Here is a 24,037-nt window from a genome sequence, read left to right as displayed (position 1 = left end):
CAACTCCCCAACCCCATCGCTCTCAGGCCGCCGCTCCCACCCGGATTGGGCATACTCCACTCCGGCGGTGCTCTCTGAGCCCTGTGGGAGCGGCGGCCCCGCCGCGATAGGGCCCCCCTTACACCACCCAGCCCCATGCAACGCCCGCAACTGCCGCCCAGTCACATGCCACCCAGCCCCATTTAATGGCGGCTGCTCACCTTTCAATATCCATACAAAGGCATCACCAAAGCGGTCCATCAATGCCCCGGCAAGGCGGTCATACTCCAACTGACTCAACCCCGTCTGCCGCAACTGCACCATCCGTACACCAAGCCCGCTGGCAACCTCCAACCCCGCCATCAAACACTCGGCATCAGTACCATCAGGGGTGATCAAATAGCGTCGCGGCAGGGTGGCAGCAGCTACGATAGGCCTGTTCGCCGCCGGAAAGGCATACTGCCCAAGCTCCTGCGGCTCCACCCAGCGCACCTGCTGCCCCTCCGCGCCATGGGCTACTCCCGTGAACACAGAAACGCTCCACACATCCAGGCGTATGGACTTGTCCGGGTAGTCATGGCGGATATCAATCAGCGGGTGAGCACAGGTGACCTGAATGCCCAGCTCTTCCGAGAGCTCGCGGGTAAGACCGGCCAGGCGCGGTTCACCGGCTTCAAGTTTGCCCCCCGGAAATTCCCACAGCCCGCCCTGATGCGCTGCATCGGGGCGTTTGGCAATCAGAATGCAGCCATCCGCTCGGCGAATCACCGCCGCCATCACATGAATACGGCGCATGCAGTCAGCGGCTCATTGCTGGGGTAAGTCGCCTGAATACAAATCCTGCTCTAGCTCTTCGCCCGGCACCACGTGCTCTTCGGAGGCCCAGGCACCCAGGTCGATCAGGCGGCAGCGAGGTGAACAGAAAGGGCGGTCTGGAAAGCTGTCGTCCCAGGTAACTGGGGCCTTGCAAGTAGGGCATTCGACGCTCAGGGTCATGGGGTGGCTCCTGTGGTCATGGCCAGGTAGCGTTCATGCAGCGCATCCACTTGCGCGTGCAGTGTCGCCAGATCCTGGTCATTGAGAATAATGTCATGGGCATGCCGCAGGCGCTCTTCACGCTGGGCCTGGGCCTGCATGATAGCCTTGATCTGCGCTTCAGGCACGTTGTCGCGTTGGGCAGTACGCAATATCTGCATGGCCTCGGGCACATCGACCACGATAACGCGCTCGGTCATGGCGTGCTGGCCAGACTCGACCAGCAGCGGTGAGACCAGCAGCGCGTAGGGCGAGGTGGCCGAGGCAAGATCCGTAACGATTTCTTCGCGAATCAGTGGGTGCAGCAGCGCTTCCAGCCAACGGCGTTGATCCGCGTCCTGAAATACCCGTTCACGCAAGGCGGCACGATTGAGCGCGCCGTTTTCAAGCAGTATGGCGTCGCCAAAGCGATCAACAATATGCTGTAACGCAGGCCGCCCAGGCTCCACCACGACGCGGGACTTGATGTCCGCATCCACCACATGGATACCGTGCACAAAAGCAAAGCGGTCAGCCGCAGCGCTCTTGCCGCTGCCGATGCCGCCGGTCAAACCTATGATCATGCTTAGAATCCGGCAAATTGAAGGTATGTGCCGGTAATTGTGTCACCCCAGATCAATGCAATCCACCCGGCAATGGCCAGATAAGGGCCGAAGGGCAGGGGGGTGGCGTTGGACTGGCCGCGGGTTTTCAGGATGATCAGGCCGAGAATGGCGCCGACCAGTGACGAGAGCAAAATAGTTAATGGCAGAATCTGCCAGCCGCCCCAGGCACCGAGCATGGCCAGTAGCTTGAAGTCGCCATAGCCCATGCCTTCCTTGCCGGTGACCAGCTTGAATGCCCAAAACACCAGCCACAGGCTCAGATAGCCTACAACAGCGCCCCAGAGCGCCGCGTTGAGATCGGTGAGTAGCGCAAAGCTGTTGAGAATAAGGCCGAGCCAGAGCAGCGGCAGTACTATCGAGTCCGGTAACAGCTGGGTATCGGCGTCAATCAAACTCAAACTGATCAGCCCCCAGGTCAGCACCAGCATGGCCCCTGCAGCCCAGCCAAAACCGAACTGCCACGCCACGACCATCGATAGCACTGCTGTGAGCAGCTCTACCAGCGGATAACGCGGGCTGATGCGCGCTTTGCATTGCCCGCATTTTCCGCGTAACAACAGATAGCTCAGAATCGGCAAATTCTGCCAGGCCTTGATTTCCGCATTGCAGTGCGGGCAATGGGAGTGGGGCAGAATCAGGTTGTAGGTAGGTTCTTCCGGTTGCTCGGCATCAGGCTCCAGCATCTCCCGCGCCTGCCTTAGCCAGTCGCGTTCCATCATCTTTGGCACACGGTGGATCACCACGTTAAGGAAGCTACCGACAATCAGGCCCAGCAGGCCGGCGATCAAAATAAAGGCCAGCGCGTGGCTGGCCAGGTAGTCGATAATGGGCATATTTAGACGACGTTGCCCAGTTGGAAGATCGGCAGATACATGGCGATAATTAAACCGCCGACCAGCACGCCCAGTACGACCATTATCATGGGTTCCATCAGCGTAGTCAGATTGTCTACCGCGTTATCGACTTCCGCTTCATAATAGTCCGCGACTTTGTCGAGCATGCCATCAAGATTACCTGACTCTTCACCAATTCCGGCCATTTGCACGGCAAGAGAAGGAAAGATGTTGGTAGTCCGCATGGAGAAGTTTAGCTGCGAGCCAGCTGATACATCTTCCTTGATCTGCATCACCGCATTGTAAAACACCACATTGCCCGCCGCCCCAGCGACTGAATCCAACGCATCGACCAGAGGTACACCTGCTGCGAAGGTGGTCGAAAGGGTGCGGGCATAGCGGGCCACGGCGGCCTTGTAAATGATATCGCCAACGACTGGGGCTTTGAGTAAAAGCCTATCTTCACCGTCACGGAATTTCTTTGATCGCACATGCGCTTGAGTGTAGGCGTACCCAATGGCGACAATTCCCACCAACGCAACAAACCACCAAGCCTGCAGCCACTCTGATATACCCATGACGAACAGTGTGAAGGCGGGTAAATTCGCGCCGAAGCTGGAGAAAACCTGCTGAAACTGAGGTACCACTTTTAAAAGCAAAATAGCTGTCACAATAATCGCTACCACCACCACCGCAATGGGATAGGTCATGGCTTTCTTGATTTTGGCCTTCATGGCCTCGGTTTTCTCCTTGTAGGTCGCGATACGATCAAGCAACGATTCCAGGCGGCCGGATTGTTCGCCAGACTCTACAAGGTTGCAAAACAGATCATCAAAATACTTGGGGTGCTGCCGGAGGGAATCCGCCAAGGTGTTACCTGCGGCAACATCCACCTTGATTTCGTTGATCAGTTTCTGGAAATTGGGGTTTTCTGTACCTTCGGCAATGATGTCAAACGCCTGAATAATGGGTACGCCCGAGGCCATCATGGTCGCTAACTGACGAGTAAAAAACGCAATGTCCAAAGGCTTGATTTTTTTGCCTTTGCTGCCGAACAGTGTCGATTTTTTGCTGATCTTGGTGACCAGTACCCCTTGTTTGCGCAACTGGGCTTTGATCAATGCAGGATTGGTTCCCTGTATCTCGCCCGCAACCTTGGTGCCCTTGCGATCCTTGCCTTCCCATTTGTAGGTAAAGGTCTTGGGCTCCTTTTTGACCGCGCTCTTTCTTAAAGGGGCCGTCTTCCTTTTTACCGCTGCTTGTTGCGCCATGACTTAATCCTTGGTCACTCGGTTGACTTCCGCCAAGCTGGTTACGCCCTGTTCGACTTTTAATAGTGCGGACTGACGCAAGCTCCTGAAACCTTCACTTTGGGCGACATCGGCAATCTCGATGGAATTGCCGTCTTCCATGATAATGCGTTGCATTGCCGGAGTGATGCGGACCACTTCATAGATCCCCACGCGTCCTTTATATCCATCTTTACAATTTTCGCAACCCACAGGGCCGTATATTGTGAAGCCTGTAGCGATTTTTTCCTGACTAAACCCTTCCTCCAGCAACACCTCTTTGGGCACCTCCATGACTTGCTTGCACTGTTTGCACAGCTTGCGTGCCAGGCGCTGGGCGATAATCAGGTTGACCGACGTGGCAATGTTAAAAGACGGCACGCCCATGTTACGTAGCCGCGTCAGGGTTTCAGCGGCACTGTTGGTGTGCAGGGTAGAGAGTACCATATGCCCGGTTTGCGCGGCTTTAATGGCGATTTCTGCGGTTTCCAGGTCGCGGATCTCGCCGACCATGATGATGTCCGGGTCCTGACGCAGAAACGCCCGCAATGCTTTGGCGAAATCCAGCCCCTGTTTGATATTGACGTTAACCTGGTTCACGCCCTCAAGGTTGATTTCGACCGGGTCTTCGGCAGTGGAGATATTGCGCTCCACGGTATTGAGGATGTTCAAACCGGTATAGAGCGAAACGGTCTTGCCTGAACCTGTGGGGCCGGTAACCAGAATCATGCCCTGGGGTTTGGCCAGGGCGTTGAGGTACATTTGCTTCTGGTCTTCTTCATAGCCCAGTGCGTCAATGCCCATCTTGGCGCTTTCGGCATCGAGAATCCGCAACACCACCTTTTCGCCCCACAGGGTCGGCAGCGTGTTTACCCGGAAGTCGATGGCCTTGCTCTTGGAAATCTTCATTTTGATCCGGCCATCCTGCGGCTTGCGCCGCTCGGCCATATCCATGGCCGACATCACCTTCAAGCGGGCGGCGATCCGCACGCCGAGCTGAACCGGCGGTTTGGCGACCTCATGCAGAATGCCATCGGTGCGGAAGCGAACCCGATAGAGTTTTTCGTAGGGTTCAAAATGCAAGTCGGAAGAGCCCATGCGCACGGCGTCCAGCAGCATCTTGTTGACGAAGCGAACGATAGGGGCGTCGTCAGCGTCGCTACCGCCGTCTGTCTTGTCATCATCCCCGCTGACGGTCTGCACATCCAGATCATCAAGTTCGGCATCACTCATGTCCCCCAGCCCGCCAGTGGGGCTGTCGAGAAACTTGTCGATCAGGGCATGTAATTTGTCATCTTCAACAATCACTGCGTCGGTCATCAGGCCCGTGCTGAACTGCACATCGCTCAAGGCCTGCTGATTGGTCGGGTCGGAAATGCCGAGGAACAACCGGGAACCGCGCTTAAACAGCGGCAGCACCGAATGCTGGCGGATCAATTTTTCGCTGACCAGATCCTGCGGCTGCGATTCTTTATCCATCGCCGAGAGGTCGCAGTAAGGGTAGCCAAATTCTTCAGCGCACAGCACCGCCAGGTCCCGTGCGTTAGCGAGTTTGTTTTGCACCAGGTAGGTAATAAACGGAATCTTGTCTTGCGTGGCCTGTTTGCTGGCCTTGCTGGCAGCCTGGGCGTCCAGTAGCTGGTCCTGAACGATACGCCGGGCCAGGCCGGAGAGGGCGGGGTTATCCATAGGCTGGGTGGATCTCACTGCGTTGTGTTTATAAGGGTTCTGATCTGCCGACTATAGTACAGAGCGGATGCTGTCTGCACCTGTTGGGTTTAAAAACCTGTTTGGCGGCTGCAGGGGTGACGAAAATTGTCAGTGAGTGACGAATAATCGCGTATCAGGTGACGTGGGGAGGGTTTTTTTTGCTACAGAGCCGCGCAGGCGGGGCCTGTAGCGTGTTGGCATGGGGTCTGCATTAGGTTAGCCAGCCCACAGGCTAAATCACACTAATGGAGTAGTATATGAAAGCTCAAATGCAGAAAGGTTTTACTCTTATCGAACTGATGATCGTAGTTGCGATTATCGGCATTTTGGCGGCAATTGCTTTGCCGGCTTATCAGGATTATGTAGCCAAGTCTCAAGCGGCTGGAGCTTTGGCAGAGTTATCTCCACTGAAAACTCCGTTCGAGCTAGCAGTTAATGAAGGTAAGGCACCATCGCTTACTCCCGCAGATGAAGGCTATATAGGTCAGGCTGCTTCAACCGGCACATACTGCGATCTCGCCGTTACAGGCAACACGGATATTGTGTGCACGATGAAAAATGGTAATGCCGCCAAAATTAATGGTAAAATTTTGACGCTTAGCCGTACCGCTGAAGGCGTTTGGAGCTGTGCGTCAAGCAACGGCCTGGAAGCTAAATTCAAGCCTGGCAACTGCACCTAATATTAGTGCGGAAATCGGGGTCAGAGTAACGTTTGTCTGGCTTGACCTGATCTTTAGCTTTACCAACAAACCTCGGATTTCCGGGGTTTGTTGTGAAGAGAAATCGCGGGAAATCGGGGTCAGAGTAACTTTTATCTAGGGAAATCGGGGTCAGAGTAACTTTTATCTGATCTGATCTGACCTGACCTGATCTTCAGCTTTACTAACAAACCCCGGACCTCCGGGGTTTGTTGGGGTGAAATCGGGGTCAGGGGTGAAATCGGGGTCAGCGTAACGTTTATCTGATTCGCTTCTGACCTGACCTGATCTTGAAATCGGGGTCAGAGTAACTTTTATCTGATCTGATCTGACCTGACCTGATCTTCAGCTTTACTAACAAACCCCGGACCTCCGGGGTTTGTTGGGGTGAAATCGGGGTCAGCGTAACGTTTATCTGATTCGCTTCTGACCTGACCTGACCTGACCTGACCTTCAGCTTTACCAACAAACCCCGGACTTCCGGGGTTTGTTGTAAGGAAAACCGAGGTCAGAGTAAGCTAAAGTTCTGATCCGCTCCGGTTGCCTTTGGCTGCTTGGATGGTCGGCCGGTTTTGCCGGGTTGTACTGACTGCCCGGTAAGGCTCTCTATTTTAAGTAATTGGGGTCAGAGTAACGTTTATCTGATTCGTTTCTGACCTGATCTCCAGCTTTACCAACAACCCCGGTCCGCCGGGGTTTGTTGTTTCTGGAGCGCCCCCAGTAATTGGGGTCAGAGTAGAATGTGAAGTAATTGGGGTCAGAGTAACGTTTATCTGATTCGCTTCTGACCTGATCTGATCTTCAGTTTTACCAACAGCCCCGGATTTCCGGGGTTTGTTGTTTCTGGAGCACCCCCGGCATATCGTTTAGATAGATGCGTTGGCCAAGGGGTGGGTGGATTGAAGCAAGTAATTGGGGTCAGAGTAACGTTTATCTGATTCGCTTCTGACCTGATCTTATCTTCAGTTTTACCAACAAGCCCCTGTTCGCCTGGCATGACCAATTCATGCAGCAGATGCCAATAGGCACACGCTCTGCTAGACTCGCTTGATGAAGCAAATTAACTGGAATGCGGAAAAGAACCAGCAGTTGATGAGTGAGCGAGGGGTGTCTTTTGAAGATGTGCTGTTTGCTCTCCAATCTGGTGGCTTACTCGACGATGGGCCTCATCCCAACAGGGATAAGTACCCGAGCCAGCGACTCTTCGTCGTTCGGATTGATGATTACGCCTGGCTGGTCCCGTACGTTGAAAATGACCGGGAATTTTTTCTCAAGACGATCATTCCCAGTCGCAAGGCCACCAAGACATTTTTGAGGGGGTAATATGGCCAAGAGCAAATTAGATACAGAAGAGCAGGAACTGCTAGAGACATACGAAGCTGGGGAATTTGCATCGGATCTGGATGCTGATCGCATGGAATATGTTGCCAAGGCGGCGGAAGAAGCGTTCAAGAAAGACAAGCGAATCAATATCCGGATTTCTAGTCGGGACCTTGAGGCACTTCAGCGTCGGGCGTTGGAGGAGGGGCTTCCCTACCAATCACTGGTATCCAGTGTCCTGCACAAGTATGTATCAGGCGGGCTTAAGGATATCTCTGCGAACAAGTCAGGCCAGCGGGAAATTGGGGTCAGAGTAAAATAAACCGCTCATCCGCTCCGGTTGCTTTCGGCTGTTTGGCTGGGCGGCCGGTTTTGCCGGACTGTACTGATTGCCCGGTAAGACTTTCTATTTGGCTTTTGAAGCGGTCATTACCCAAGGCGAGCCCGCTGAGGGTTGCTTGGCTTATTGTTTCTATGAGTTCAACAGCAAGCTGCTCGACAAACAATGCGCGATAGGCCAATTGCCGGTCTTCAGGGGTTTTGCCCAGTTGCTGGTATAGAGCGTGGGGCGTGACTAATTGAGAAGCCTTGCCATGGGCGTTGGTGTGATAACTGCTCCAGCGGTACTCGCGAGGTGAACAAACCATGGCAGCGCGCACGGGGTTCATTTCTATATAGCGCTGGCATTGCAGTAGATAAGCATCGGAATCGACCAGGCAGGAACGGTAGCGGCCTTCCCACAATGTGCCGGTGCGATGGTAGCGAGCATTGAAATAGCGGACATACTGCCGGCCCAGCGCTTGCATCATCAAGGCAATACTATCGGCTCCTTCAGGCGTGGCGAGTATATGCACATGGTTGGTCATGAACACCCAGGCATGAATGGCAACACCGTATTTGGCGGAGTAGTCCCTTAGCCATTGACCGTAAGTAACCATGTCTGCTTCATTCGCGAAGCAAACCTGCCGGTTGTTGCCGCGCTGGATCAGGTGCTGGGCTATGCCAGGGTGAGATATCCGTCGACGTCTTGCCATGCTTTTTCCGGGCTGCGTTGTCCGAATGGATGATGGCAAAGGATGCTTAAGGCTGGAAGGGTGGCGGCATCGACCGGATCACAAATTCTGAATATAACCGCGGGATATCTAGCGTCAACTATCTTGTCCGGTCCGTCCAGCGTCAATTAAGTTGGCCGGTTGTCTGGACTGATGGGGTCTGGACTTGCCTTTCGCCTGTTAAGTGACTTGATGCGGGTCAATGCCTTTCTTTGCCAAGTTGTCACAATGCGATATAAGGGTTCATTACACAGCCGATCCTAACAGGAGCACCTATGCAAACCGTACTGCTTCCCTACGATGGTTCCCCGAGCGCCGAGCGCGCTGTCGATTATCTGATCAACTTCGCCAAGGACGTTGCGCACCTCAAGGCACATGTGATCAATGTGCAAACGGAGCCCAAATTTTATGGTAACTATGTGTCGGCAGCCATGCTTGAACAGTTGACTGCTGGCGCGCTGGATCATGCCGCTGAAGTCAATGCCAAGGCGGCCGCCCGCCTGCAGGCGGCGGGTATTGAACATAGCTGCCATGAAGTGATGGGTGAGGTGGTCACCGAGCTGGTCAAGGCGGCCAAGCAGCATAACTGCAGCGCAGTGGTTATGGGCACACGGGGCATGAGCAATCTGGGTAATCTGGTCATGGGCTCCGTAGCCACCCGCGTGGTTCACGAGGTGCCGGTGCCGGTCCTGCTGGTCAAGTAATCAAGAGAGAAACCGGGGTCAGAGTAAACTAAAGCTGTCATTTGCTCTGGTTGCTTTTGGCTGCTTGGATGGTCGGCCGGTTTTCCCGGATTGTACTGACTGCCCGGTAAGATTTTCTATCTGGTTCTTGAAGCGCTCATTCCCCAGGGCGAGCCAGCTTGGGGTTGCTCGGCTTATTTCTTCAATCAGCTCAACCGGAAGTTGCTCGCTCACCAATGAGCGATAAGCCGATTGGCGGTCTCCGGGCTTTCCGCCCAGCTGTAGGTGAATTCCGTATAAAGCCGGCTTTGCTTGACCAGCGTCAAGCCCCGTGGGCGGTGCTGCGAGTAGCTTGATCTGTGGTGCAGGCTGCTCACAAGGTGTTCTTATGGCGCGTATTTCGGTGTTTTTCTGGGGGTGGATTGCGCTGGTCAGTGGCGTCTGGTTGATGTCAGACAGCCTGTGGGTCAGCCCGTTTGCGTACTTTCCGTTTCGCAAGGTGTTTGTGCAGTATTCCGGCCTGCTGGCGGTGTGCATGATGGCGGCGGCGCTGGTGCTGGCGCTGCGGTTGCGATTACTGGAACGCTGGCTGGGTGGCCTCGACAAGGTTTACCGCCTGCATAAATGGCTGGGGATTGCTGCTCTGGTGCTGGCTACCTTGCATTGGTGGTGGGCGCAGGGTACCAAATGGATGGTGGGCTGGGGCTGGTTGGAACGGCCGGCCCGCAAAGGTGCCGGGCAAGAATTTGTTGGCCTCGAAGCCTGGTTCCGCGGCCAGCGCGGGCTGGCAGAAACGCTGGGGGAATGGGCCTTTTATATTGTCGCGGTGTTGATCATCCTGGCCCTGGTGAAGACGTTCCCGTACCACCTGTTCCGCAAAACCCACAAGCTGCTGGCGCTGGTGTTTCTACCCCTGGCCTGGCACAGCTTTATTCTGATGGAATTCAGTTATCGGCTTGAGCCGGTCGGCTGGCTGACACTTGCCGCCGTGTTGGCCGGTAGCGTGGCGGCGGTGTTGTTGCTGCTTGGCTGGCCGGCGAAGGCGCGCCGGGTGCCGGGCGAAATGGTCTCGGTACATCATTATCCTGGCCTGCACGTATTCGAGTGCCTGGTCAGGGTAGGAGAAGGCTGGCGGGGCCACCAACCTGGGCAGTTCGCCTTTGTCACCACAGATCCCCGGGAAGGTCCGCACCCCTATACCATTGCCTCTGGATGGGACCCGGCAACCCGGTGCATGAAATTTGTTGTGAAGGAGCTGGGGGATCACACCCGACGGGCCAGCGCGAAGGTTTGTAACGGTATGCCGGTGACCGTGGAGGGGCCCTATGGCGGGTTTGACTTTGAAGACGACTGCCGCACCCAGATCTGGGTGGGCGCCGGTATTGGTATTACCCCTTTTATCGCCCGTATGAACTACCTGGCTACGCACCCCGATAACCGCAGGGTGTACCTGTTCCATACCACGGCGGATGTAAATGAAGAGGCGCTGGATAAACTGCGCGCCGATGCCGGGGCTGCCGAGGTTGATCTGATCATTCGCTGTAGCCGCACCGAGGGCAGGCTGACAGCTCAGGACATCCGTGACGCCGTGCCTGACTGGCAGCAGGCCAGCCTGTGGTGCTGCGGGCCGGTAGCTTTGGCCAAAGCGCTGTTCGCTCAGTTTCGCAAATGGGGCGTGCCGGGCAGGCGCCTGCACCGGGAGTTTTTTGATATGCGCTGAGCGCACCATGATCTGCGAGCTGGGTGCCAGCTACGCTGTGTTACGAAGAAAGCCTTAAAATTCGGTTGAATCTCTCTGGTTGCGTATATATAGTGTTTTTGTTCTGTCATTCCACCATATGTAGTGTTTATTGGTGGTCGGGAATCCGGTGAAACTCCGGAGCTGACGCGCAGCGGTATTGGGGAACGAGCATGGCATGATGACACTGGCGCAAGCCGGGAAGTCGCCACGCAAGGTCGAGCCGGAAGGTTCACGCCCCTGAGTCCGAAGACCTGCCAGGACAACATGCACTGCGCCTTCGCGACTCAGGGTGAACAGTTGATCAAGTCTCGGGCTCGGCGTCCGTGCGCGATCTCCTGTGCTCGCGAAGGTGCTACAGACCTGACGCGATTCCAGGAGGAACCGAATGCCCGCCACCATTTCACCCGCCGCCATCTCAGAAGCTGTCGATCCAGCGTTGCTGGACATCTCGGCTACCATTAGTGAATATTTGCACCGTAGCGACTGGCGGGTAAACGCCAACGCCAATCAGGGATATTCCCTTGGCGGCCTGATTCTGAACACCGCCGGCAAGGTGATTGCCAACTACTGGCTGAATGAGGTGTACACCACGCACATCGGCCAGGCTCATCGTGACGCCGACCTGCACATTCATGACCTGGACATGCTCTGTGGCTACTGCGCCGGCTGGTCCCTGCGCACCCTGTTGCATGAGGGGCTCAATGGCGTACCGGGCAAGGTGGAGGCGGGGCCGCCCAAACACCTTTCAAGCGCCATTGGCCAAATGGTGAATTTTCTCGGCACTCTGCAGAACGAGTGGGCCGGCGCTCAAGCCTTCAGCTCCTTTGATACCTACCTTGCGCCGTTTATCCGTAACGACAATCTGGGTTATGAGGCCGTTCGCCAGTGTATTCAGGAGTTTGTCTACAACCTTAACGTACCCTCGCGCTGGGGCACTCAGACACCCTTCACCAACATCACCTTCGACTGGGTGTGCCCGGAAGACCTGCGCGAACAGATCCCGGTCATCGCCGGCAGGGAAATGCCCTTCAGCTACAGCGACCTGCAGGCCGAGATGGACATGATCAACCAGGCCTATATCGAGGTGATGACCGCCGGCGATAGCAAGGGCCGGGTGTTCACTTTCCCGATTCCGACCTACAACATCACCCGCGATTTTGACTGGGAATCGGATAACGCCCTGCGGCTGTTTGAAATGACCGCCCGTTACGGTCTGCCGTATTTCCAGAACTTCCTGAACTCCGACCTGGAGCCCAGCATGGTGCGGTCCATGTGCTGCCGTCTGCAGCTGGATCTGCGGGAACTGCTCAAGCGCGGTAATGGTCTGTTTGGTTCCGCCGAGCAAACCGGCTCGCTGGGTGTGGTGACCATAAACTGCGCACGCCTGGGGTATCTCTACAGGGGCCAGAAGGAGGCGTTGATTGCGCGTCTGGATGAACTGATGGATCTGGCCCGCGACAGTCTGGAAACCAAACGCAAGGTCGTGGGCCAGTTGATGGACGAAGGCCTCTTTCCTTATACCAAGCGCTATCTGGGTACCCTGAGAAATCACTTCTCGACCATCGGTGTGAACGGCCTGAACGAGATGATCCGCAACTACACCGGGGATCGGGACGACATCACCACCGAAACGGGCCGGGTATTGGCGCTGGAGCTGCTCGATCATGTTCGCGAGCGCATGAAGGCTTATCAGGAGGAGACCGGCAACCTCTATAACCTCGAGGCCACACCCGCTGAAGGTACCACCTATCGTTTTGCCAGAGAGGACCAGAAACGCTTTCCGGGGATTGTGCAGGCGGGCACGACAGAGGCTCCTTATTACACCAACTCCAGCCAGTTACCGGTCGGCTACACGGATGATCCTTTCGAGGCGCTGGATCTGCAGGATGAGCTGCAAACCCGCTATACCGGCGGCACCGTACTGCATCTGTACATGCGCGAGCGCATCAGCGATGCGGCTACCTGCGGCCGGTTCGTGCGCCGGGTACTGGAAAATTACCGGCTGCCCTACATCACGGTAACGCCGGTTTTCTCGATCTGCCCGGTGCACGGATACCTCAATGGCGAGCACGAGTTCTGTCCCCGGTGCGACGAGCTGCTGCTGGAGGCGCAAGCATTAGCCGACAAACCGGTAGCCGTGGCCTGATTTCTGGAGCACCGCTCCGAAAAACCGGGGATGACTGCCGTACCTGCCGTCGCCCCGGAACCTTCCCAAGACGAGTATAAGGAGATTCACATGCATAATCAGAAACTGACCGACGACAGCCAGCGCCAGCGCTGTGAGGTATGGACCCGGGTAATGGGCTACCACCGCCCGGTATCGGCCTTCAACAAGGGCAAGCAGTCCGAGCACCGCGAGCGCCTGCATTTCCAGGAGCGTTGAAATGATTGCGGATAACCTGGTGATTGGAGGCATGGCTGCCTTCTCCACCGTTGATTATCCGCAACACTTGGCGGCAACCCTGTTCCTGCAGGGTTGCCCCTGGCGTTGCCATTATTGCCACAACCCCCATCTTATACCGCTGCAGACGGCTGATGAAAAAATCACCTGGCAACAGGTAAGGCAGCATCTAGAAGGTCGGCAAGGCTTGCTCGACGCTGTGGTGTTCAGCGGCGGCGAACCGACGATCCAGAAACCGTTGCTGGCAGCCCTCCGGCACACCCGCGCGATGGGTTTTCGCAACGGCCTGCATACCGGAGCCCCACACCTCGATCTGCTCAGGCCGCTTCTGCCCTGGTTGGACTGGGTGGGACTGGATATCAAGGCCATGCCCTCCGACTACGCTGCGGTAACCACCCGCCGCCATTCCGGCCCGCAAAGCTGGGCAGCTATTGAGCAGTTGCAAAAAGCCGATGTGGACTTTGAGTGCCGGATGACCTGGCATGGGGAGCTGCACAGCGCGGAGCAGGTTGTTGAAGTGGGTGAGTGCCTGGCTGACCGGGGTGTGCGTCGTTTTGCCGTACAGGTTGCCCGCAGTGATCAGATGCTGAATGCGCAGATAGGCGCAGGATACATATCCCTGGCTGCTAAGCAGACCGTCATACTAGCCCTTGACTCGATTTTTGAATGCCTGGAGCTAAGGGGCTAGGCTGGCGGATAACCTGGCAATAGGGTGAGGGCTGTATGGCTGTTCGCCCTCAGATCATACCGTGCGCGAGAACCTGCCCTTTTGCTCTTCGCCAAGATAGGCATCGAAGGTCATTGCCACGCTGCGCATCAACAGATGGCCCTGCGGCAATAACACCAGGGCATCCTCATGCAGTTCCACCAGGCCGTCGCTTTGGTGCTCACGCAATAGCGCCAGCGAATCGGCAAAGTACTCGGCAAAGTTGATCTGATAGCGCTGTTGAAACTTCGCGTAGTCAACCCGGCCATGGCACATCAGATCGGTGATCACGTCCCGCCGCAGGCGATCGTCTGTGCTGAGCTGGTAGCCACGTTGCACCGGCAACAGGCCGCTATCCATGCGTGCGTAATACTGGGATAGCTCTTTGACATTTTGGCTGTAGCTGTCGCCGACCTTGCCGATGGACGAGACGCCGATGCCGATCAGGTCGCAGTCGGCGTGGGTGGAGTAGCCCTGAAAGTTGCGCTGCAGGGTGCCATTCGCCTGGGCACGACTCAGCTCATCGTCTGGCAGCGCGAAGTGATCCATGCCGATATACACGTAACCGGCCGCTGTGAGGCGATGGATGGTCAGCTCCAGTAGCTCAAGTTTGCGTTCCGGTGGCGGCATGTCTTCCATGCGGATCAGGCCCTGCGCCTTGACCTGCTCCGGTAGGTGCGCATAGCTGTAGGCAGCGATGCGATCGGGGCGAACATCGATAATTTTCGCCAGCGTGGTATCAAAACTGGCCACGGTTTGCAGCGGCAAGCCATAAATCAGATCGACACTGACAGACTTGAAGTCCGCATTGCGTGCCGCCACCACCAGGTCGCGGATCTGTTGCTCGCTCTGCACTCGGTTGACTGCTGCCTGCACGGCCGCGTCGAAGTCCTGTACGCCGAAACTCAAGCGGTTGAAGCCCAGCTCGCGCAGCGTGTGAATTTGTTGCGGCGACACGGTGCGTGGATCGACCTCGAGGGAAAATTCGTGCGCTTCACTGTCTTGCATGTTGAAGGCGTCGCGCAGCGTTTGCATCAGATCCGCCAGCTGTTCGCTGGTAAAATAGGTCGGCGTTCCGCCGCCCAGATGCAGTTGGGTCAGGCGCCGTGAGGGATCGAACAGGCTCGCCTGCTCGGCGATCTCGCGTTTGAGGTATTGCAAATACTCTACTGCGCGCTCGGTCTTGTGGGTGATGATCTTGTTGCAGGCACAGTAATAACAAAGGCTCTTGCAAAAGGGTATATGGATATATACCGATAACGGCTTGGGTGACGCCGCCGCGTTGCTGGCCTTTGCCGCCGCCTGGTAATCATCCATGGCGAAGGCCTTGTGAAACTGCGGCGCGGTAGGGTAGGAGGTATAGCGCGGTCCGGGCCGGTCATACTTCTCGATCAGGTCGCGATTGAAACTTAGCCGTTGGTCCATACCTGCTCCGTCATGTTGAACGTCTGTGGCACCGCTAAGATTGCACCGGTGGGCAGACTGGTTGATGGATGATCATAAATCGTGGCTGTCAGTGCAATATGCAGTTCGAGGTATTATCGGTCCCTGTTCAGAGCATGCACAGGCTAGCCTGGTGTTATCACCAAGTTCAAAAGCCGCTGCAAAAAATGAACACTCGCACCGCTTGAGAGCGACTGGGGTGGGATACGTTCTTATGCTTGTTCCTAGTGTATAACCTAGTAAAATCTGGCATTTGAATCGCGGCGGCTAAGGGACTACAGCGGCTTGATCCGAAAAATGCGGAGTAAAGCCCACTGCGGAGGTATCTTGATCGCACCTGATTTTCCCGTCGACGAGGCGGAGCGTTTGCTGGCATTGCAGCGAACCGAGCTGCTGGATTCACCGCCCGAAGAACGCTTTGATCGCATTACCCGCTTGGCTGCGCGTTTTTTTGGTGTGCAGACGTGCTTGCTGTCGCTGGTGGATAGCGACAGACAGTGGTTCAAATCCAGGGTAGGTTTGGAGCTGCAGGAGCTGGGCCGGGATATTTCCTTTTGCGGTCACGCGATACTGAGTCGCGACATTCTGACCATAGCCGATGCGACCCAGGACGCACGCTTCGCTACCAACCCGCTGGTAGCCGATGAGCCACATATTCGCTTTTATGCTGGCGCGCCGCTGCATGAGGCAGGTGGCCAGCCAATCGGTACGCTGTGTTTAATTGACTCGTCTGCCCGTGACTTTTCTACCGAGCAACAAGGTGCGCTGCGTGATTTTGCCGATATGGTGGAACGTGAGATCGCCAGCACCGACCAGGCTCAGTACCAGAGAAGGCTAACTGCCAGCGCGGCCAGAACGGCCTCCATACTCGGCACCTCGCCCGATATTGTGCTGGTGGTTGATCGTCAGTATCGATTTTTGGCCTGCAATGAGCATCCCGATCTGCTGCAGCCGCGGCTCAAGGTATTAGGCCGGACCGTTGAAGATGTATTGCCTGATGAAATGGGCCGGCAACTGATTACCCGGGTTGAAGCGGCGTTTAACTCGGATGACGTGGTTCACCACCATTACACGCTGCCTGATAGCAATAAGTCCTTTGAAGCGCGTTACAAAAAAATCGACGATAAGGAAGTATTGGTTGTTATCCGCAATACCACCGAGCAAACGCGGATCAACGCTGAGCTTAAACGACTTTCTGAGGTGGCTCGGCAAACCACCAATGGGGTGATCATTGCCGACACTAAAGGCTTGGTGGTGTGGATCAACGAGGCTCTCACGGCCATTACCGGGTACAGTCTGGAAGACATGCTCGGTCAGCGCCCAGGTGATTTGCTGCAAGGTGATGACACCGACCCTGACACCATAAAAGTCATGGGTAAGGCGTTAGCCAGCCATAAGAGCTTCAACGTCGATGTGCTGAATTATTCAAAAAGCCGCAAGCCTTACTGGATGAGAATTGCCTGCAACCCGCTGTGGGGCGATGCGGGGGAGCTAAAGGGTTTTATTGCTATTCAGTTGGACGTGACTAAGGAAAAGCACGACGCTGAGCTGATCAGCAATAGCGAAAACCTGCTCAAGGCGGTAATTGACGCCAATACGATCGGCACATGGCGGATGAATCTGCAAACCGGTGAAATGCTGATTAACGACAAATGGGCTGCGTTATTAGGCTACAAACTCCCTGAGCTAATGCCCACAGATCGCTACACCTGGGAGCGGCTCACCCATCCAGATGATCTGGGGCATTGCCTCGCGCAGCTGCAGAGGCACTCTAGCGGTCAAACCCCGGGTTATGAAGCCAACGTTCGGATGAAACACAAGAACGGGACCTGGGTGTGGATCAATACCCGGGGGCGGATTACCGCGCGTGCGGCCAATGGCATAGCGGAGTGGATTATGGGTACGCACTTTGATATCAGCGCTCAGATCACCGCTGAAAGCACCTTGCATGAGCAGTCAAAGCAGATGCAGGCGATTGTCGATAACATGCTCGATGGTGTTATCAGCCTGGATGCCAGGGGCATAGTTCAAACCTTCAATCTGGCGGCAGAGCATATTTTCGGCTACAGCAGCGAGGAGATGGTAGGCCGCAACGTTAACCTGCTGATGAACTCGCCACACCGCGAGCAGCATGATATCTATATAGCCAACTATGTTGGTACCGGTATTGGCAATGTGATTGGCCGTAATCGTGAGCTTGAGGGGCTACATAAGGATGGCACGGTTTTCCCCATTGAGCTGGGGCTGGCCGAGGTTCAGAAGCTGGGCGAGATCAGTTTTATCGGCATAGTCAGGGACATTACTCAGCGTAAAAAAGGTGAGGACGAAATACGCCAGCTGGCTTTTTACGATGCGCTAACGGGGCTACCTAATCGCCGCTTGCTGCTGGACCGGCTGCAAAGGGTAATCGCCAATTGTGCGCGGCAACATCGTTACGCCGCGCTGTTGTTTCTGGATATGGATAATTTCAAAAATCTGAATGACAGTGCGGGCCATAACAAGGGCGACTTGCTGTTATGTCACATAGCTCGGCGTCTTGAGCGCTGCGTGCGTGAAGGCGATACGGTGTCGCGGCTCGGCGGTGACGAGTTTGTGGTGGTGTTCGAGGATTTAAGCAGTGACGAGCAGGTAGCGGCCAACCAGGCTGAAGTAGCGGCTGAAAAGATCACGGCCGAGCTGAGGCGGGGTTTTGATCTGGACGGATTGGTTTACAACAGCTCGGCAAGTATCGGCGTAACCATGTTCAATGATGCTCGTTGCTCGCTGGAGGATTTGCTCAAACAGGCAGATCTGGCGATGTACAAAGCCAAGGCGGCGGGTCGCAACGGGATTCACTTTTTTGATCCGCAGATGCAGATCGCGGTGAGTTTGCGGGCAGCGATGGAGCAGGATCTGCATGATGCCATCCAGCATCAACAGTTCAAGCTCTACTACCAGCCACAGGTTGATCAGCAGCGCCGGGTGACTGGCGCTGAAGTGCTGTTGCGCTGGGTGCATCCGACCAAAGGCGTTATAGCGCCTGCGCACTTTATCCCGCTGGCAGAGGAGTCGGGTCTTATAGTGCCTATTGGTGAATGGGTATTGTGCGAGGCGTGCCGCACGCTGGCGCTGTGGGCCGCCGACCCGGCAACGGCCAGGCTGACCATTGCAGTCAACATCAGCGTGGTGCAGTTCAGAAAGAACGATATCGTCAAAACCGTGCTCGATGCGCTGAACGCCGCTGGAGCGCCACCGCATAATCTCAAGCTGGAAATCACCGAATCGTTATTGGCCAGCAGCTTCCAGGATGTAAAAGCCAAGATGTTGGAGCTGCAGCGTCACGGGGTGTCATTTTCCATTGATGATTTCGGTACCGGGTATTCATCGTTGCTCTACCTCAAACAACTGCCAATCAATCAGTTGAAGATCGATCAGAGTTTTGTCTGCGATATCATCAACAGTGCCAATGACCGGGCTATCGCACAGGCAGTGATCACGCTGGCCGCAGCGATGAACTTGAGTGTGATAGCCGAGGGTGTTGAAACAGAGGCGCAGAGGGCGTTGCTACAGGATTTGGGTTGCGGGGCGTATCAGGGCTATCTGTTTGGCAAGCCTTGTGTGCTCGAGGCGCTGGTTGTATAGGTTTGCAAAGCAGTTTACTGGCCACTGGCTGTTTTAAGCTGGCTTCATATCAATGGAGATCAATGGGGTCAGCAGATCAATGGGGTCAGAGCAATTGAATACCCTTGGTCCAGTTACCAATCAAATGCATTGGGTAAACTTATCCAGTTGCTCACGCCACATACTCTGTATCTTCAGTTAGGCAAAACCGAGGCGGAACGACAGAGTGCCTACCGCTCACTGTTTCGGGGCAGAATGACGGAGCGGGAACTGAGGGCGATCCGTGATGCTACGAACAAGGCATGGGTTTTGGGCGATGATCGATTCCAGGCTAAAATTGCAGCCAAGACGGGGCGGCGGGCTGTTCCTCTAGGACGGGGTGGGGACAGAAAGTCTGCGGAGTATCGGGAAACCAAGAGTCAATGACACTGACCCCATTGATGCCATTGATGTTTTATAAAGCACTACAGGGACTTGTAATGATTGAACAACAAGTGCGGATTTTTACCTCACAGGATGGGCAGGCACAGCTGGAAGTGGTGCTGGATCAGGAAACGGCCTGGCTCAGTCTAGATCAGATGACGGGCCTGTTCGACCGGGACAAGTCAGTGATTTCCCGTCATATTGGTAATGTTTTCAAGGACGGTGAGCTCGACCGGAATTCAGTTGTTGCAAAAAATGCAACCACTGCCGCCGACGGCAAAACCTACCAAGTCGACTATTACAATCTGGATGTGATTATCTCTGTCGGCTACCGGGTCAAGTCTCGGCGTGGTGTCCAATTTCGCAAGTGGGCCACCCAGGTACTGAAAGACCACCTTGTAAGGGGCTATACTCTCAATCAGCGCCGCCTTACAGAGCGCGGCATTGAGTTCGAGCAGGCGGTAAACCTGCTCAGCCGAACTCTCACCAATCAGGGCCTGGTCTCCAACGAAGGCGAAGCGGTTGCCCGAGTCATCAGCGACTACGCACGCTCCTGGAGTTTGTTGCAGGGCTATGATGAGCAGCAGTTGGTCGAAGTCGGCATCAAGCAGCCAAATATGCTACCGCTGCACCTAGCTGAAGCGTTAAAGGCCATAGGCGAACTCAAACAAACACTGATCGCCAAGGGTGAGGCAACGGAGTTGTTTGGACAAGTACGGGGCGATGGCTTGACTTCGGCCTTGGCCACAATAGAACAGGGTTTTGGGGATGAGTTTTTCTACCCCAACATCGCCACGCGTGCAGCTCACTTACTCTATTTTGTTATCAAGAATCACCCTCTGGCTGACGGCAACAAACGTTGCGGTTCGTTTCTGTTTTTATGGTTTTTGCGCCGTAACCAGGCCTTACTGGCCCGGCCAGTGGAACAGTTGATCAACGATAACACCCTGGTGGCCTTGGCCCTGCTGGTCGCGGAAAGTCTGCCGGAACAGAAAAACCTGATGATTCGACTGATTGAACATTTTCTTCTGCTGAAAGAACCTGCCCTAGAAAAGGGTTGAGATAAATCCGTTTAGGCGACACCGGGGGCCTGCTCCGTCATATTGAACGTCTGTGGCACCGCTAAGATTGCTCCGGTGGGCAGACTGGTCGATTGATGATCAATAATCGTGATTGTCAGCGCAATATACAGTTCGAGGTACTACCGGTCCCTGTTCGGAACAGGCCCAGGCAAACCACCAATGGGCTGCGTTATTAGGCTAGATTGAAACCACTCCTAGTCCATTCCCACACCTCTCCAGTAGACTGGCCGCAAACAATACCGGGGAGACAATATGCGGCACCGTCCATGGCTTCTACTGGGTATTGCGCTGGTGGCGCTGGCTTGGTTGGCCAGCGAGGAGATCCAGCATTCATACTACCAATCCCGGTTCGTCAGTGAGTACGCGTCGCAACTAACCTATGAGTTAATGGACGGCCCGAGTGAGCGGGTCATCTACCCCGAGTACGGCCCTTTCGACCACCGTTACGGGTATACCGCGCTGCCTGTTCTGCTGCCGCGGTTGCAGTCCTTAGGCTATTCGGTGGTGTCCCAGGCGCGCTTTTCCGATCCGTTGCTACGTTATGTCGAGCAGGGCTTCTTTGCGCCCTTTGATGAGAAAACTCAATCTGGTCTGACTATTCGTGACTGCCGCGGTGAGCCGGTGTTTGCCTTCCATTATCCCGAGCGTAATTACGCCGATTATCAGCAGGTACCGCCGCTGCTGGCTGAGGCGCTGCTGTTTATCGAAGATCGTGATTTATTAAGTTCCGAGCACCCTAACGCCAACCCTGCGGTTAACTGGCTGCGTTTGGCCGGTGCATCGGTGTCGTTGGCGGGTAGCCGTTTTAATGCCGATCGTTCTACGCCGGGCGCCAGCACCATTGCGACGCAGATCGAAAAATTCCGCCATTCCCGTGAAGGCCGCACTCAGGGTCTGGAAGACAAGCTGATGCAGATGGGTTCTGCTAGCGTGCGCGCCTACAAAAACGGCCCGAACACCATGGAAGCGCGCCGTCAGTTGGTGCTGGATTATATCAATACCGTTCCGCTGGCGGCGGCCCCTGGGCATGGCGAGGTCAATGGGGTGGGGGATGGTTTGTGGGTCTGGTTTGCCGAAGATATCGAGCGCTTCAGCCGGCGCTTGACGGGTGATGACGACTTGATGGGCCAAGCCGTCGCGCTGCGTCAGGGCTTGGCGCTGATGATTGCCCAGCGCCGGCCGTCCTACTACTTGCTGCAGGGGCGAGACGATCTGAACGCGCTCATTGACAGTCATTTACGCTTGTTGACCCGCGAGGGTGTCATCGAGGCGGCGCTGCGTGATGAAGCCTTGGCCCAGCCGTTGGTGTTCCGTAATTGGGCTCAGGACCCGCTACGCCAGCGCTTTGCGGTGGACAAGGCAATTATGGTGGCGCGGGCGCGGCTGTCCGGTTTGCTTGGCCAGTCGCAATATGCGGTTGACCGTTTTGATTTGCAGGCCGAAACCAGCCTGCATAGTGAGTTGCAGCAGCAGATCAGCGCTTATCTGGAGAGCTTGGCGACCGCGGAAATGGCCGGGCAGATAGGGCTTTTGGGTGAGCGCTTGCTGTCGCCGGAGAAAGTCGCGGACGTACGCTACAGCTTTACGCTGATGCAGCGCGGCGCCAATGGCAATCAGGTGCGCGTGCAAACCGATAACACCGGTCTGCCATTTGATTTGAACGAGGGTAGCAAGCTTGAGTTGGGCTCCACGGCCAAGCTGCGTGTGCTGACGACTTATCTGGAGATTATTGCCGAGCTGTATGAGCAATTGAGCGGCGCAGATCAGCAGACGCTGGCAAAGCTGCGGGCCGATAACGAGAATGTGCTGGCGGTGTGGGCTGCAGGTTACTTGAGCACCAATCCCCAGGCGAGCTTGGCACAGACTCTGGAGGCGGCGCTGGAACGGCGTTACTCGGCCAATCCTGATGAGCGATTTTTCACCGGTGGCGGCGTGCAGCGTTTTGGTAACTTCCGCCGCGAAGATAATTTCCGTAATCCGACGCTGCGTGAATCCCTGCGCGAATCGATCAACCTGCCTTTTGTGCGCTTGATGCGCGACATCCTGCGCTATGCGATTTATCAGTCGCCGGAAAGCAGCATGAACGTGATGCGTGACGATAATGACCCGGCCCGTAAAGTGTATCTGGCGCGTTTTGCTGACAAGGAAGGGCAGACGTTTTTACTTAGGTTTTGGCGCAAGTATGGGGGGTTGTCGGAGCAGGAGCGGTTGGATGTATTCCTTGATGGCCTGCGGCCCACGGCGACCCGGTTGGCGGCGGTGCATCGTTACCTGTACCCGGAGGCCGATGAGACCGCGTTTAAAGCTTTTATGCAGGTTCAGCCGGGTATGAGCGCGCTGGGCGATACCCGGCTTGAGAGCCTGTACCGTGATTACGGCCCTGGCCGTTACGATTTGCCGGATCAAGGCTACATCGCCCGGGTGCACCCGTTGGAGCTGTGGTTGGTGGGTTATTTGCGCCGCGCGCCGGATAGCAGTTTCAGTGATGCGGTGCAGGCCAGCCAGGCTGAACGGCAAGAGGTATATGGCTGGCTGTTCCGTACGCGCCACCGCAGTGCGCGGGACTCACGTATTCGTACCATGCTGGAAGTCGAGGCCTTCTTGGAAGTGCATCGGCGCTGGAAGCGCGTGGGTTATCCCTTTGAACATCTGGTCCCGTCTTTGGGTACCGCGCTGGGCAGTTCCGGCGACCGACCTGCTGCGTTGGCGGAGCTGATGGGCGTGATCCAGAACGACGGCCTGCGCTTCATCAGCCGCCGTATCAATGACCTGCACTTTGCCGCCGGCACACCTTATGAGGCACGCTTGCAGCGGCCGGAGGAAGTGGGTGTGCAGGTCATGCATGCTGACGTGGCGGGAGCCTTGAAAGGCGTATTGTCTGAAGTGGTTGACGGCGGTACTGCGCGGCGTTTGCAGGGGACCTTTGTTGGCGAAGATGGTACGGCCATAGCACTGGGCGGCAAGACCGGTACGGGGGACAACCGCATTCACAGTATGACCGCCAGCGGGAGGTCGACCAGTAGCCAGGTAATGAACCGCACTGCGACTTTTGTGTTCTTCCTGGGGGATGAGCACTTCGGGACCTTGACCGCGTTCGTACCAGGCAAGGCCGCAGACAGCTTTCGCTTTACCTCGGCATTGCCAGTGCAAGTGCTCAAGGGGATGGCGCCGATACTGCAGTCCTATTTACAGCAGGGTGGGGCGGCGTGCCAAGTGGAATAGGCCGCCGGTAATCATCCCGACCCTAACGCCATCATTCCCGCCCAATACCTCGTCATTCCCGCCGCCACCTCGTCATTCCCGCGCAGGCGGGAATCCATTTTGACCTTGGCCACAACCACCCCCCCCAAGCCCAGCAAAAAACCCATCTGCGCAACTTCCTGCGCACATATCCCCTTGATCTGATTGACCTTTCGCCCAATCCAGCCGGCCCATTT

General features: G+C 55.9%; 19 protein-coding genes, 1 pseudogene and 1 riboswitch. Of the genes and pseudogenes, 11 read left to right on the top strand and 9 right to left on the bottom strand.

The genetic code is table 11. From position 1 onward, the window contains the following. The 6 genes from mutT to pilB all read right to left on the bottom strand — a co-directional run. On the bottom strand, positions 1-774 hold a 774-nt coding region (gene mutT / locus K787_RS22860), incomplete at its 3' end, for an 8-oxo-dGTP diphosphatase MutT (RefSeq protein WP_022962869.1). 12 nt (positions 775-786) lie between these two features. Beyond that, on the bottom strand, positions 787-975 hold the full coding sequence (gene yacG / locus K787_RS0111040) for a DNA gyrase inhibitor YacG (RefSeq protein WP_022962868.1): 189 nt from the start codon (positions 973-975) through the stop codon (positions 787-789). After that, a complete protein-coding gene (gene coaE / locus K787_RS0111035; protein ID WP_022962867.1) occupies positions 972-1,577 on the bottom strand; it encodes a dephospho-CoA kinase in 606 nt (201 codons plus the stop codon). Before coaE ends, yacG begins: the two co-directional genes overlap by 4 nt. Before the next feature lie 2 nt (positions 1,578-1,579). Beyond that, the gene (locus K787_RS0111030; RefSeq protein ID WP_022962866.1) at positions 1,580-2,452 is read right to left on the bottom strand and encodes a prepilin peptidase; all 873 of its coding nucleotides are present in this window, start codon (positions 2,450-2,452) and stop codon (positions 1,580-1,582) included. Positions 2,453-2,454: 2 nt separating this feature from the next. Next, positions 2,455-3,723: a type II secretion system F family protein gene (locus K787_RS22855; RefSeq protein ID WP_022962865.1), complete on the bottom strand. Its 1,269-nt coding sequence runs from the start codon at positions 3,721-3,723 to the stop codon at positions 2,455-2,457. Positions 3,724-3,726: 3 nt separating this feature from the next. Next, positions 3,727-5,430 carry a type IV-A pilus assembly ATPase PilB gene (gene pilB, locus K787_RS0111020; RefSeq protein WP_022962864.1) on the bottom strand — a complete coding sequence of 568 codons (1,704 nt, stop codon included), beginning with the start codon at positions 5,428-5,430 and terminating at the stop codon, positions 3,727-3,729. Between the two features lie 278 nt (positions 5,431-5,708). Here pilB and K787_RS0111015 point away from each other — a divergent pair, with 278 nt between their 5' ends. The 3 genes from K787_RS0111015 (at position 5,709) to K787_RS0111005 (ending at position 7,791) form a co-directional block, all read left to right on the top strand. After that, positions 5,709-6,131, top strand: a complete 423-nt coding sequence (locus K787_RS0111015) for a pilin (RefSeq protein WP_022962863.1) — start codon at positions 5,709-5,711, stop codon at positions 6,129-6,131. Between the two features lie 1,068 nt (positions 6,132-7,199). Beyond that, positions 7,200-7,472: a DUF4258 domain-containing protein gene (locus K787_RS0111010; RefSeq protein WP_022962862.1), complete on the top strand. Its 273-nt coding sequence runs from the start codon at positions 7,200-7,202 to the stop codon at positions 7,470-7,472. Between the two features lies 1 nt (position 7,473). Further along, positions 7,474-7,791 carry a CopG family antitoxin gene (locus K787_RS0111005; RefSeq protein ID WP_022962861.1) on the top strand — a complete coding sequence of 106 codons (318 nt, stop codon included), beginning with the start codon at positions 7,474-7,476 and terminating at the stop codon, positions 7,789-7,791. On the opposite strand, the gene K787_RS0111000 is transcribed toward K787_RS0111005, so the two are convergent. Further along, positions 7,778-8,503, bottom strand: a complete 726-nt coding sequence (locus K787_RS0111000; RefSeq protein ID WP_022962860.1) for a transposase — start codon at positions 8,501-8,503, stop codon at positions 7,778-7,780. The two genes, K787_RS0111005 and K787_RS0111000, sit on opposite strands and share 14 nt — an antisense overlap. A gap of 293 nt (positions 8,504-8,796) precedes the next feature. Between K787_RS0111000 and K787_RS0110995 the strand changes: the two genes are divergently transcribed. The 5 genes and pseudogenes from K787_RS0110995 (at position 8,797) to K787_RS0110975 (ending at position 14,034) form a co-directional block, all read left to right on the top strand. Next, positions 8,797-9,225: a universal stress protein gene (locus tag K787_RS0110995; RefSeq protein WP_022962859.1), complete on the top strand. Its 429-nt coding sequence runs from the start codon at positions 8,797-8,799 to the stop codon at positions 9,223-9,225. Between the two features lie 367 nt (positions 9,226-9,592). Further along, positions 9,593-10,924 (top strand): ferredoxin reductase family protein, encoded by a 1,332-nt coding sequence (locus K787_RS0110990; RefSeq protein ID WP_022962858.1) that lies wholly within the window; start codon positions 9,593-9,595, stop codon positions 10,922-10,924. 87 nt (positions 10,925-11,011) lie between these two features. Further along, positions 11,012-11,218, top strand: a riboswitch (cobalamin riboswitch). Positions 11,219-11,384: 166 nt separating this feature from the next. Beyond that, positions 11,385-13,091 (top strand): annotated as a pseudogene (locus K787_RS22850) (ribonucleoside triphosphate reductase); the annotation flags it as partial. A 90-nt stretch (positions 13,092-13,181) separates the two neighbouring features. After that, entirely contained in the window at positions 13,182-13,328 is a 147-nt protein-coding gene (gene nrdD / locus K787_RS0110980; protein WP_022962856.1) for an anaerobic ribonucleoside-triphosphate reductase, read from the top strand. A gap of 1 nt (position 13,329) precedes the next feature. Then, on the top strand, positions 13,330-14,034 hold the full coding sequence (locus tag K787_RS0110975) for an anaerobic ribonucleoside-triphosphate reductase activating protein (RefSeq protein ID WP_022962855.1): 705 nt from the start codon (positions 13,330-13,332) through the stop codon (positions 14,032-14,034). Positions 14,035-14,088: 54 nt separating this feature from the next. Here K787_RS0110975 and hemN read toward each other — a convergent pair whose 3' ends face one another. Further along, on the bottom strand, positions 14,089-15,477 hold the full coding sequence (gene hemN, locus K787_RS0110970) for an oxygen-independent coproporphyrinogen III oxidase (RefSeq protein ID WP_022962854.1): 1,389 nt from the start codon (positions 15,475-15,477) through the stop codon (positions 14,089-14,091). Between the two features lie 345 nt (positions 15,478-15,822). Here hemN and K787_RS0110965 point away from each other — a divergent pair, with 345 nt between their 5' ends. From K787_RS0110965 to K787_RS22845, 3 genes are all read left to right on the top strand, one after another. Beyond that, complete coding sequence (locus tag K787_RS0110965) at positions 15,823-19,116, top strand: EAL domain-containing protein (RefSeq protein WP_022962853.1); 3,294 nt, start codon at positions 15,823-15,825, stop codon at positions 19,114-19,116. 458 nt (positions 19,117-19,574) lie between these two features. Next, positions 19,575-20,579, top strand: a complete 1,005-nt coding sequence (locus K787_RS0110960; RefSeq protein ID WP_022962852.1) for a virulence RhuM family protein/type II toxin-antitoxin system death-on-curing family toxin — start codon at positions 19,575-19,577, stop codon at positions 20,577-20,579. Positions 20,580-20,852: 273 nt separating this feature from the next. Beyond that, entirely contained in the window at positions 20,853-23,822 is a 2,970-nt protein-coding gene (locus K787_RS22845) for a transglycosylase domain-containing protein (RefSeq protein WP_022962851.1), read from the top strand. An 11-nt stretch (positions 23,823-23,833) separates the two neighbouring features. Here K787_RS22845 and K787_RS25530 read toward each other — a convergent pair. Then, positions 23,834-24,037 (bottom strand): hypothetical protein (locus K787_RS25530; RefSeq protein WP_040640957.1); only part of this gene is annotated, 204 nt, incomplete at its 5' end.

The organism is Halopseudomonas pelagia CL-AP6, assembly GCF_000410875.1.
GTDB classification, from domain to species: domain Bacteria; phylum Pseudomonadota; class Gammaproteobacteria; order Pseudomonadales; family Pseudomonadaceae; genus Halopseudomonas; species Halopseudomonas pelagia.
This window is presented reverse-complemented; position numbering and strand designations above follow the sequence as displayed.